We start from the raw sequence: 11,824 nt of genomic DNA, 5'->3' as shown, positions 1-11,824 counted from the left end.
CTGCTTACACATGCTTCATGATCTCTTCATCATATAAATGACAAGCCACCTGATGCCCTGGTTCAACCTCACGGTATACGGGCGTTACCTGCTTGCACACTTCCATGCAGGAAGGGCAGCGCGTGTGGAATCGGCAGCCTGTTGGCGGATTCACGGGACTTGGCAAATCGCCTTTCAGAATAATCCGTTCCTTCTTCTGCTTCGGATCCGGAACCGGAACCGAGGACAACAGCGCCTGGGTATACGGATGCAGCGGACGATCGTACAGCGTATCTTTATCCGCCGTTTCCACCAAAGTCCCTAAATACATCACACCGATCCGGTCGCTGATATGCTCGACAACACTCAGATCATGCGAGATGAACAGGTAAGTTAGCCCATACTCCTCTTGAAGATCCTGCAGCAGGTTCAGCACCTGCGACTGGATGGATACATCCAGTGCCGAAACAGGCTCATCTGCTACGATCAGATTCGGACGAACGGACAGTGCTCTGGCAATGCCAATCCGCTGACGCTGGCCCCCGCTGAACTCATGGGCAAAGCGTTCGGCATGGAAGCTGTTCAAACCCACCGTTTCCAGCAGCTCGCAAGCCAATTTATCCCGCTCTTTCGTGCTCATCTTGGTATGGATCAGCAACGGCTCTGCCACCAGCTCTTTCACCTTCATCCGGGGATTGAGGGAAGCGTAAGGATCCTGGAAGACCATCTGCATATCTTTACGAAGCGGACGCATCTGATTATCGTTATAACCGCTGATGTCTTGTCCGTTAAAAATCACTTCGCCTGCGTTTGGTGTCAGCAACCGTGTGACCAGCCGGCCTGTCGTTGACTTGCCGCATCCGCTCTCCCCAACAAGACTGAAGGTTTCGCCCTTCTGAATGGCGAAGGATATTCCGTCCACGGCGCGCAGCTGCTTGGCGTTACCGAAGAATCCTTTTTTCACGGTGAATGATTTCTGCAGGTTCCTGACTTCTAACAAAGGTGTTTCTTTCATGCGGTTTCCCCTCCTTCCGGATGCCCTTCCTGCGTCAGCCAGCAGCGACTTTGACGATGCGGTTCATTGGCAACGGGCAGCAGCTCAGGTTCCTGTGACAAACAACGCTCCATCACGAATGGGCAGCGCGGTGCAAACTTGCAGCCTTGAGGCATATTCATCAAATCCGGTACGTTCCCGGGTATCGATTCCAAGCGGCGAACCTTCTGTCTCAGCTTCGGCACGGAATGAATGAGCCCTTTGGTATATGGATGCTGCGGATTCTCAAACAGCTCCTCCACTGTTGCTTCTTCCACCACCCGGCCGGCATACATGACAACCACACGATCGCACATTTCCGCGACGACGCCAAGGTCATGTGTGATGAGCAGCATTCCCATTTCTTGCTCTCTCTTCAGCCGGTTCATCAGATCCAGGATTTGAGCCTGAATCGTTACATCGAGCGCTGTCGTTGGTTCGTCAGCTATGAGCAGCTTCGGATTACAGGACATGGCCATTGCAATCATGACGCGCTGCCGCATGCCGCCAGACAATTGGTGCGGATAGTCATCCACGACTTCATCGGCTCTCGGAATCCCAACCAGTTTAAGAGACTGAATCGCATGATTACGCGCCTTCTTACGGCCGTAGCCCAGATGAAGCATAATCGACTCTTCCAGCTGCTTGCCGATGCGCAGCACGGGATTGAGTGAGGTCATCGGCTCCTGGAAGATCATTGCCAGCTCGTTACCGCGGTAACGACGCATTTCTTTTTCCGACAGCTGCACCAGATCCTTGCCTTCAAAGCTCACGGAGCCCCCGGAGATTCTGCCGGGTGTATCTTTAAGAAGTCTCATGATGGACAGGGAGGTCACGCTTTTACCGCAACCGGATTCACCTACGAGCCCGAGCACTTCGCCTTTATTAATATGAAAATCCACTCCCGCCACAGCGAGCACCGATGAGCCCTCGCGTTTGAACTCGGTTTTGAGACCTTTCACTTCAAGCAATGTTTGCGCCACGATTTATCCCCCCTTTTAATTTTTTGTCTTCGGATCCAGCGCGTCATTGAGGCCATCCCCAATCAGGTTAAAAGCAAGCACCGTCAAAAAGATGACGAAACCTGGAAAATACACGATATGCGGAGCAATGCTGAGGTAATCACGCCCCATGCTTAGCATCGCACCCCAGTCCGGTTCAGTCGGCTTCGCCCCAAGTCCAAGAAAGCTCAAGGATGCCGCTGCCAGAATGGCGCCACCGATTTTCATCGAGACGTTAACAATGATGCTTGGTACGGTTTCAGGAAAAATGTGCTTCCAGATAATCCGATTATTCTTGGCGCCCATCGATTGGGCTGCTTCGACATACAGCGATTCTTTGGCAGACAAGGTTACGCTTCGGATGATCCTTGCGAACGACGGCGTCCCGAATACGGCTACTGCTATAACCACGTTGGATAAGCCCGGCCCCAAAATCGCCACGATACCGATGGCAAGCAGCAGATCGGGGAAGGAGAACATAACATCGCTGCCCCGCATGATCAGACGATCGATCCAGCCGCCATAATAACCGCTGATTAGTCCGAGAATGGTACCCGCTATTGCGGAAATGAATACCGCGCTTAAGCTGACAGCCATCGTGAGCCTTGTTCCATCGATCAAGCGGCTGAGAATATCCCGGCCATACTCGTCGGTACCTGCCCAATGCGCTGCCGATGGTCCTTCCATCAGGGCGTCGTAATTCGGTTCATTTGGAGGATAAGGTACAATATGCGGACCGATTATTGCTACTATGAATAACAGCAGGATAAACGCACTGGATATAACGGCAAGCTTTTGCTTCATAAACTTAGACATAAACGCTTTGAATTTGCCTGTTGCCGGCCTGTTCACAAACGTCTCCTCTGGTACAGAAATGACAGTCGCTGTCGAGTTGTCGCTCATTGGTTCCCCCTCCTATTTCGATGCATACCGGATTTTCGGATTCAGTACGCCATAAAGCAGATCGACGATCAGGTTGATTAAAATAAATTCAGCTGCAAACATTAACAGCAAGGCCTGGATCACGGTATAATCACGAAATGCGATGGAATCTACCAACAAACGACCCATGCCCGGTATGCTGAATACCGTCTCAACCATAACCGAGCCGCCAAGCAGGAACCCGAACTGCAGTCCGGCAACGGTCACTACTTGAATCAGGGAATTTCGCAGCGCATGTCTTCCGACAACGGTAAACTCGCGCAAGCCTTTGGCGCGTCCGGTTCGGACATAATCCTCACGCATCGTCTCCAGCATGGAGGAGCGGGAGTATCTCGCCAGCATGGACATAATGCCGGCTCCAAGCGTGAAGGAAGGCAGAATATAAGATTGCCATGTATCAATGCCCCCTGTCGGGAACCATCCCAACTGAACGGAGAAAACTTGTATAAGGACAAGCCCAAGCCAGAATCCAGGCAGCGAAATACCGGATATCGCGGCCAGCATACCGATATAATCCGGCCATTTGCCTCGATTAACAGCGGTTACAATCCCGATAAGCAGTCCAATAATAAGTGCCCAGCCAAGACTGGTAAAAGTCAGGATAATGGTTGGGAGAAAACGGCTTTCCAGCATCTCCATAACCGGTATTCCGGAACGTACGGATTCACCCAAGTCACCCTTCAACAGATCACCCATGTAATTAACATATTGCTGCCATAACGGCAAATTCAATCCCAGCTGCTCACGAATACCGTTGATCTCCTCAAGGGTGGCATCCTTACCCGCAACAAGTCTCGCCGGATCTCCAGGAATAAGATGAATGAACATAAATACGAGTATCGATACAATGAACAGCAGCGGGATAACCCCCAGCAGCCTCTGAATTGCATATCTTCCCAAGGGATGAGCCTCCTTCCGCAACATTTGAGCTCTTTTTAAAATAAGATGGGCCGCATCCTTAATAATCTTAAGAAGCGGCCCACCACAAGGTATACGTTCAGTAAGCTCTTCGCTGTCTGATTACTTTATTTCGGCATTCAGCACATTGATGGAACCATCAGGGAATGCCTTCACGCCTTCAAGATAAGCTCTTTTACCCGTAATGACCTGATCTACACCGAGGAACGCCCATGGCGCATCTTCCCAGATTTGCTTCTGGATGTCGGCATAAATGCTTTTTGCAGCCTCTGGATCTACAGACTTATTGGCATCCATGATCCACTTATCTACGTTATCATTCTTGTAATATGCTGTATTAGAGCCAGCTGGCGGGAAGAATTCACTGCTGAACAGACCTTTAGTAGCTCCATCCGCATCGCCTGAAGATGGTGACCAGCTTACATACCACATTTGAATCTTCGCATCTTCCGGCGTTGCCGAGTTGATTTGATCGGACAGCGTAGCACCCTCCATCGATTTCACTTCGACTTTGATTCCGACTAGAGCAAGCTGCTGTTGAATGAACTGCATACCCTTCATCGTTTCGGAGTCGTTCTCTCCCCAGATTTCTGCTTCGAATCCTTCCGGATAGCCAGCTTCCGCAAGGAGTGCTTTGGCTTTCTCCGGATCGTAGTCATAACCGGATTGCTCTGAATAATACTGTGTCATTGAGGACATGGAAGAAGTCAGCTTGGAGCCAAGACCGGATTTGACAACCTTAATGTATGCTTCTTTATCGATTGCATAGTTGATCGCTTGACGGACTTTCAGATCGTCGTAAGGTTTCTTCATCGTGTTCAGTGTGATGTAACGCACGATGGTGGAATCGATCTTGTCAACAACGATGTTCTGATCGCCTTCGACCTCAGATACCTGCTCTGTCGGCATCGGGTAGATGAAGTCCGCTTCTCCGGTCTTCAGCATGGCAATACGGGAACCATTCTCAGGTACAGGCTTGAACGTGATGCTGTCGACTTTTGGCAGACCCTCCTGCCAGTAGTCTTCGTTCTTCAGCACAACGAGACGATCACCTTGGACCCATTCTTTGAATTTGTATGCTCCGGTACCCACGGGGTTCTTCGTGATATCAATACCGTCTTCAAGCGCTTTCGGACTGATGATCAGCGCCATGGCCGTCTTGTTCAAGAACGCGTTGTAGGGCTCGCTGAGAGTAATGACAACGGTATGTTCATCCGGTGTTTGAACATCTGCCACTTTCGAGAAGCTTTTGCGCATACGAAGGTTGTTCTCTTCATTCATAATGCGCTCCAGATTGACTTTTACCGCTTCAGCATTGAAATCTGTTCCATCATGGAACTTCACGTTCTTACGCAGGTTGAACGTATACGTCAAACCATCTTCACTGACTGTGTGGTCTTCAGCCAGCATAGGCACGAGTTCCATTTTCTCATTGAAACCCATCAGGCCTTCATACATCGTGCGTGCACCGGAAATCGAGTGCGTGTCTCCAGCATTGTGCGGGTCAAGCGTAATGAAGTTGGCGTTGATGGCAATGACCACGTCTTTATTATCTTTTGTCACCGGCTTGGTTTCGCCGCCGCCTTCACTTGCACCTTCACCGCCTCCGCTATTTCCGCCGCAGCCTGCCGCAACAATCGTGAATGCGAGCAGCAGCATAAGCAGTGACCATGTTCTACCTTTGAATCTCATTGTTTACTCCCCCTTTGATGTAATAATATCTATAGATTCACTCGCCGCTTAAGAAAATAACATCTCTTCCTTAAGCCTTGAGTTCCTCACAGCTTAATCATTCCAGTCATACACGGCCCGCCGCTCGCCAACAAGCGTACCGCCATCGTTAAAGATCGCATTCGGCACAAGATCATACAATCGATCAATCGTAGCTTGATTGTCATAACCAAGACGCTCCAGGATGGAGGCAATGATACAAGGCCATACTTGTTCGGAGCCATCGGATACTTTAAGCGAGATGGCCAAGCGCTCCTTCCGAAGCCCGATGCCGTATACGCCTTTGGCGCCGCCCTTGGCAGCCAGATTGGGATCCCGGAGCAGAGCCGAGCACACAAATCTCGTATCTGCGATGATATCCGGATACTCGTTCATCAGCTGCGCCATTCTTGCAGCTGCATCTGCTGTCTCCGCATCGTGGATCAAATCCGGACAAGCCAGCTTAAGGAACGAGTACCCGATGCGATCCAGAGGAAGTGCGAAGATGGGAAGCCCACAGCCGTCGATGCCTTGCGGAATCGAGGAAACCGGAACTTCAGCAAAGTAAGCCAGGGTTTCAAGGATTTCCTGCTGAACCGGATGCTCCGGCTTGTAATACGTGCTCTCGTCCCAGCCCATATGCTTGCTCAGGGCAATCAAACCGCTGTGCTTGCCTGAGCAGTTATGGAATATCCGGCGCTTCTCCTCATGGTTGCGGTGCCTCTCTGCCTTTGCATCCTCATTCAATGGATAGGTTGCACAGCAGTGGAGGGCCTCCTCCTGAATCTCTGTTTTTTTCAGAATGGATTCCAGGGCATCGATATGAAAGCGTTCGCCCCGGTGGGAAGCGGCAAACAGTGCCGTCTCTTCCCCCGTAAGTCCGTAGACTTCGGCAATTCGGCGCTTCATAACCGGTATCGCCTGAAATGGTTTAGCCGCCGACCTCAGGAATGTCATGTGATGCGGATCACCTGCTGCATAAATGACCCCTCCGTTCTCGTCTACAACGCTGATCGCTCCGTAATGGACATTCTCCAGTACATTTCCGCGATATTCCTCTACCAATGGCACAAAACCCATAATCATGCTCCCCCGATCTTTAGATGAATTAATTCAATTGAAAATAACGATCCTGTGCCACAAGTCCCGAGCCAATGATGACGCCATGCTCATGCAGCTTGGAGCGGACGATGGTGAAGGAATCCTGAAGCGGTTCCCAGATATACTGCGTATAACAGAGATTGGTAATCTCCTCATACACTTCGGGAAACTTGTCCAGAATTTCACCGCTCAAGATGACGCTGTCAGGATTGTACATGCTAACCACGTTGTTGATTGTAATGGCCATATAAGCAAGGGCTCGATCGATTAAGTAACACGCCCATCTTGTTCCTGCACGTCTCTCCGCGAATAACTCTTCTATAGTACGAACCGGTTTTATTTTGCTGGCTTCTGATAGCAAGGACGGTATGTTGATATAGGTTTGAAGACAGCCGGCCTTGCCGCAGTCACACATCATGCCTTCAGGATCCACCGTGGTATGTCCGATTTCCCCCGCACTGTTGGTCACCCCCCGGTAAATTTCCCCTTCCAGGATCAGTGCCGAGCCTACACCATTACCAAATCCCAGCAGAACCGTACGGTTGGAGCCATACGCTGAGCCTTTTAATTGTTCCGCCAATGCTTTCACTTTCAGCTCATTGTCTACGACAGCTTGAAGCCCCGTTAATTCCTTCAGTCTCTCGGCAAGCTGCACATTCTTCCAACCCAGCTGAACGGAAAAATTGACAATGCCTGCTTCAACATCGATGATGCCTGGCAGCCCAACGCCGATTCCCACAATCCGTCTGCGATCGATATCGCATTCAAGAATCAGCTCTTCAATAATGTCTGCGATCCGAGCCACCGTTGCTTCTGGCGTATCGCCCGAAGATCTGGGAAAATTGCCGCTGCACAGCACATTCCCCTGTACATCGATGAATCCGATGTTGGCCTGGTGACGATCCAGCTCGACGCCGATCGAGATCACGGCAGTATCCAGCAGCCTTATTAAGGAAGACTTTCTTCCTCGTCCGGCCGAAGCTTGTTCTTCCGTCTCATGAACGTATCCCTCTTCTGTCAGCTCTGACACTATGCGGCTGACGGTTGTCGGGCTCATTCCGGTTTGTTTGGCAATAGCTGCTCTTGAAATCGGCTGTTCATTCTTGATGATTTGGAATACCGTGAGTCTGTTCTGCCGCTTCATAAAGTCTTGATCATGCTTTTTCATGAAGACATCCCCTATTTAATTTCACCAGTAGATTAATTAGATCATTTTTCCATTTAAAACGACCTGTCATCATCAAAAAACAGTGATTTTTATCAATTTTATTATTTTTATTCTCCAGTGATATTAATAATAAAACGTCTTTTGTAAAAGTGTCAATATATATGACACATTTAAATTATTATTTTTTTATTTTGGAAATGTAAGCATTTCATTTTTTTGCGAAAGTGATACAATCCCTTGCATAGACACAGTTGCCCCTCTCACGCGCACAACATGACATTAATATGACACGAAATCTCCTGAAATGTAGATAACACCGCGGTTTGACTTCCATAATAAAGCCAACCGCGAAACGAATTATTGTATGTTTGCCAGCCTTGTTTGGTCGACATCCATCCAAGCATGCCCCGAACCTCGCATCAGGAAATTTTCCCATTCTAAGCGCCTCAATAGGTGGTTTTACAGGGGTTTAAAGTAATAACGATGTTGATTCGAGGCATGCCTACGTCGAACACTTCATCCAAGCGAAATAAACCACCCGAGCAATAAATTAGAGAGGTTTCTCTAATTTTAAAATGCACCCTATAAGATGACCTTTTTTAAAGTGTCTGTCTTATGGGGTACATTTTATTTCCCGAATGGCTTTAAAATTGATGATTTGTGATTGTCATTGATTCTTTGATTTTTGTTCCCGCTCGCTAGAAATCAGCCCGGTCCCCATGGAGCGAGTTGACCATCGCCCCGCAGCGCGTGATCGGCGCGGGGGCGAATGGTTGCCCGGGTCGTTCGATGCTGTGCGTGCGGTTTGGTGGCTGGTCATGGGATTCGGTAGATGGCTATACGGCTCGGTGGCTGCCCGTGAGGTTTGGCGGCTGGCCATGGGGTTCGGTAGATGGCTGTACGACTCGGTGGCTGTGCGTGCGGTTTGGTGGCTGGCCATGGGGTTCCGTAGATGGCTATACAGCTCGGTGGCTGTGCGCGAGGGTTGGTGGCGCCGTGCGGTACGATGACTTCTGCGTGATTTGATGGATGCTGCCCGAGGAGTTTGCTGGCTACCCCCTTACGTCGATGGTTGTCCGCGTGGGTGGATGGCTGCAGCGTGGTTGAATGGGTGGTTCCTGGGTGGTTGAGTAACTGAGGACGCTAACGGACTGGAACACTCCTATCTACCTAAAAAACCAGCTTTTGATTTTTTAACGGACTGGAGAGCTCTTATTTACTCGAAAACACCCCCAAAGGTGCTTTTCAGTGACGAATAAGAGCTACGGTGTCCGTTAATCCCTGCAATCGCTCGATTTCGCTAGAATAACGCCTGCTAGGTCCGTTAGGGTGATGCCTCGCACACATCATTGATTGGTCACGCTATTCTCGCATTCGATCTTTCAACCTCTTGATCCCTTAATCTTTTGATCTGTAGATCTTCCCCCACAGCGGAGGTTTGAGGATAGCCGATCCTTTGGGAGTCCGTTTCACCCCTGCCTATTCCAATCCAAGAAACGGACGGACAACAGAGCGGATAGCCTCAAACCGGAGCGCTTGCTAGCCTCAAACCGAAGCGCCCGAGCGCCCTACTTGTTTTTATAATATTCAACCGCTTTATCGAAGTAATGCTTCTCTTCTTCCGGCAGGTCCTCGAAATAGAAAATAGCGGCCACCGGGCATGCTGCCTCGCAAGCACCGCATGAAATACAGATATCCGTGTCTATGTAGAACTGGTCATCTCCTTCTTCTATACAATCCACAGGGCAAACGTCTACGCATTCTCCCGCTTTCTCTTCGATACAAGCCGAACCAATAACATACATTCGTGATTCCACCTTCCCATGTTATAATTTTTCATTGCCTATCATTTCCAAATAAAGTTCCGTGACCTTGAGACACTTTGTTTTTTTATACTTTTTATACTAAAATATATCATAATTATGTGGTCAAACATGTGGATTGTCAATAAACGGCGTCACATCAAGCTTATAAAACTGCTATTCCGGTTGACTTATAGAAGGTAAAGTCATAAGATGAGACATATTGCTTTTTAACGATTTTTAGTTGTAATAGAAGTAATTCATCGAGAAACAAGGCGGTGATTTTAGTGGATCAGGAAGTCGCATACAGCACTCGCGAGTATATCATGCAAATGTTAAAAATAAATGGTGAACTGAGCACAAAATCCATTACCGAGACATTAGGCATTACCGGCATGGCCGTCAGGCGTCATCTGGAAAGCTTGAAAAATGAGGGCTACATCACATACAGAACCGTGAAGCAACCGATGGGAAGACCCGTTTCCTTATACAGTCTTACCGATTCTGCGGAGGATTTTTTCCCTAAGAACTATCACGCTCTTGCTCTTGACCTGCTCAGCGAGCTGCAGGACGAAGCTGGTGATGAGATGATTTCGCTGCTGTTTGATAAACGAAAAGGTACACTGTTGAACAAGTATACGCCTGCTGTTAAAGCGGATGCCCTGGAAGAGCGTGTTATAGCGCTTGCCCAAATTCAGAATGACAACGGATATATGGTCGATTACAAAAAGGTAACGGAAGATGAATATTTATTCGAAGAATTGAACTGCCCGATATCCCAGGTAGCCAACCGGTTCCAGCATGCCTGCCGCTGTGAGCTTGACCTGTTTCAATCGCTGCTGGAGGCCGATGTGGAACGTACCGAATGCCTCGCCAAGGGCGACAAGAAATGCGTCTACCGTATCCGAAAGCAGGTCGAAAGCGGACAAACATAATATCTGTTATTGCCACTTAAGGCCTCTTCCATACAGGAAGGGGCTTTTTTAGAACGGTACGGTACGCTTCTTCTATCCTATTCTCTCAAATGACAAGACATGTACAATTCTCTGAATTATTCCAGTACAAGCAGCCGGTCATCGTTATCGGAGGGCACACCCCGCCCATCGGTGTTGTTGGTAATAACATAAATTTTGCCGTTATATACTTTCACGTCTCTTAATCTGCCTTCATCCTCCAACACAACATCGAGTGAGGTACTCTCCGGCTGGAACCGGTACAGCTTCTGACCGCGCAGGGTAGCAACATACATCTGATCCTCTTCATCAAAAGCGATGCCCGAAGGAGCAATGGCCGAATCGCCGCTATGGTACACCGGGGTCTTCAGGCCCTCTTGCTGCTCATCCCCAAGAATCTCGGGCCAGCCATAATTGCTGCCTGCGGTGATCTCATTAATCTCATCGTGTCCACCAGGCGTACCGGATGGTCCGTGTTCTGAGCTGTAGAATTCTCCTTCGGAATTCCAAGCCAAGCCTTGCGAATTTCGGTGACCTAACGTAAACACATAGGAGCCTGCTGTGGGGTTATTCTCGGGAATTTTGCCATCCAGCGTCAGCCGCAATATTTTCCCCGCAAGATTCTCCTGGTTCTGCGCAAGCTCGCCCTCTCCTGAATCACCGGTAGTCACATAGAGATGATTGTCGGGTCCAATCGCTATTCTTCCGCCATTATGCACATTGGAGCCCGGGATTTTCTCAATGAACGATTCCGCTTCTGTCCATTCATTCCCCTTCTGCTCCAATAGAACCAGCCGGTTCATAATCGATCCGTCCTGATCATAGCTGTGATAGGCGAAGGCTCTTCTGGATTCCTTGAAATCAGGGGCTAATACAAAGCCCAAGAACCCGCCTTCTCCTATCTGGGCAACCGGCTTCTCTGTATGTACAGTCTGTCTGTTGAATTCGCCGTCCTGGATCTGTACGATATTCCCTCCCCGTTCGCTGATATAAATCGTTTCTCCGTCAAAATCAATCGCCCAGGGTGTCTTCAATTGTTCAGCAAGCACTTGGTATGGAGTATCGGGGGACTTTTCCTCCCGGCTGACCTCCTGCTCCTGTTCCTGCCGCTCTCCCTCCGTTGACGGGGATGAAGGGCTGGTACAAGCTGTCACAGTCAACAAAATCGCTGCTAACATGATGCCAATCGTTGTTCGTTTCAAGATTACACCTCCCAA

General features: G+C 49.3%; 11 protein-coding genes. 2 read left to right on the top strand and 9 right to left on the bottom strand.

All coding sequences use genetic code 11. The annotated features are described in order from the left end of the window. Positions 1-4 precede the first annotated feature (4 nt). The 7 genes from WDY75_RS13130 to WDY75_RS13100 form a co-directional block, all read right to left on the bottom strand. A complete protein-coding gene (locus WDY75_RS13130; protein ID WP_006211033.1) occupies positions 5-994 on the bottom strand; it encodes an ABC transporter ATP-binding protein in 990 nt (329 codons plus the stop codon). Beyond that, positions 991-1,995, bottom strand: a complete 1,005-nt coding sequence (locus WDY75_RS13125; protein ID WP_063479922.1) for an ABC transporter ATP-binding protein — start codon at positions 1,993-1,995, stop codon at positions 991-993. Before WDY75_RS13125 ends, WDY75_RS13130 begins: the two co-directional genes overlap by 4 nt. 15 nt (positions 1,996-2,010) lie before the next feature. Further along, complete coding sequence (locus WDY75_RS13120) at positions 2,011-2,916, bottom strand: ABC transporter permease (RefSeq protein WP_063479923.1); 906 nt, start codon at positions 2,914-2,916, stop codon at positions 2,011-2,013. 12 nt (positions 2,917-2,928) lie between these two features. Then, entirely contained in the window at positions 2,929-3,855 is a 927-nt protein-coding gene (locus tag WDY75_RS13115; RefSeq protein ID WP_006211036.1) for an ABC transporter permease subunit, read from the bottom strand. 120 nt (positions 3,856-3,975) lie between these two features. After that, positions 3,976-5,565: a glutathione ABC transporter substrate-binding protein gene (locus WDY75_RS13110; RefSeq protein WP_036642390.1), complete on the bottom strand. Its 1,590-nt coding sequence runs from the start codon at positions 5,563-5,565 to the stop codon at positions 3,976-3,978. A gap of 93 nt (positions 5,566-5,658) precedes the next feature. After that, complete coding sequence (locus WDY75_RS13105; protein ID WP_063479924.1) at positions 5,659-6,663, bottom strand: asparaginase; 1,005 nt, start codon at positions 6,661-6,663, stop codon at positions 5,659-5,661. 28 nt (positions 6,664-6,691) lie between these two features. Then, entirely contained in the window at positions 6,692-7,852 is a 1,161-nt protein-coding gene (locus tag WDY75_RS13100; RefSeq protein WP_006211040.1) for an ROK family transcriptional regulator, read from the bottom strand. A 773-nt stretch (positions 7,853-8,625) separates the two neighbouring features. On the opposite strand from WDY75_RS13100, the gene WDY75_RS13095 reads away from it, so the two are divergent. Further along, the gene (locus tag WDY75_RS13095) at positions 8,626-8,862 is read left to right on the top strand and encodes a hypothetical protein (protein ID WP_063479925.1); all 237 of its coding nucleotides are present in this window, start codon (positions 8,626-8,628) and stop codon (positions 8,860-8,862) included. A 558-nt stretch (positions 8,863-9,420) separates the two neighbouring features. Here WDY75_RS13095 and WDY75_RS13090 read toward each other — a convergent pair. Next, positions 9,421-9,657, bottom strand: a complete 237-nt coding sequence (locus tag WDY75_RS13090; protein WP_006211042.1) for an indolepyruvate ferredoxin oxidoreductase subunit alpha — start codon at positions 9,655-9,657, stop codon at positions 9,421-9,423. 284 nt (positions 9,658-9,941) lie between these two features. Here WDY75_RS13090 and WDY75_RS13085 point away from each other — a divergent pair, with 284 nt between their 5' ends. Then, positions 9,942-10,589 (top strand): metalloregulator ArsR/SmtB family transcription factor, encoded by a 648-nt coding sequence (locus WDY75_RS13085; RefSeq protein WP_338842177.1) that lies wholly within the window; start codon positions 9,942-9,944, stop codon positions 10,587-10,589. Positions 10,590-10,705: 116 nt separating this feature from the next. On the opposite strand, the gene WDY75_RS13080 is transcribed toward WDY75_RS13085, so the two are convergent. Further along, a complete protein-coding gene (locus WDY75_RS13080) occupies positions 10,706-11,809 on the bottom strand; it encodes a sorbosone dehydrogenase family protein (protein WP_063479926.1) in 1,104 nt (367 codons plus the stop codon). Positions 11,810-11,824 lie beyond the last annotated feature (15 nt).

The sequence above is a fragment of the Paenibacillus glucanolyticus genome, assembly GCF_037333485.1.
GTDB lineage: Bacteria > Bacillota > Bacilli > Paenibacillales > Paenibacillaceae > Paenibacillus_AQ > Paenibacillus_AQ glucanolyticus.
Note: the sequence above shows the minus strand (reverse complement) of the source record. Positions and strands in the feature narration are given on the sequence as shown.

Excerpts from the sequence above, each read along its gene's own strand:
- WDY75_RS13120 (WP_063479923.1), bottom strand. The coding sequence starts at position 2,916 with ATGAGCGACAACTCGACAGCGACTGTCATTTCTGTACCAGAGGAGACG.
- WDY75_RS13100 (WP_006211040.1), bottom strand. The coding sequence starts at position 7,852 with ATGAAAAAGCATGATCAAGACTTTATGAAGCGGCAGAACAGACTCACG.
- WDY75_RS13130 (WP_006211033.1), bottom strand. The coding sequence starts at position 994 with ATGAAAGAAACACCTTTGTTAGAAGTCAGGAACCTGCAGAAATCATTC.
- WDY75_RS13110 (WP_036642390.1), bottom strand. The coding sequence starts at position 5,565 with ATGAGATTCAAAGGTAGAACATGGTCACTGCTTATGCTGCTGCTCGCA.
- WDY75_RS13105 (WP_063479924.1), bottom strand. The coding sequence starts at position 6,663 with ATGGGTTTTGTGCCATTGGTAGAGGAATATCGCGGAAATGTACTGGAG.
- WDY75_RS13090 (WP_006211042.1), bottom strand. The coding sequence starts at position 9,657 with ATGTATGTTATTGGTTCGGCTTGTATCGAAGAGAAAGCGGGAGAATGC.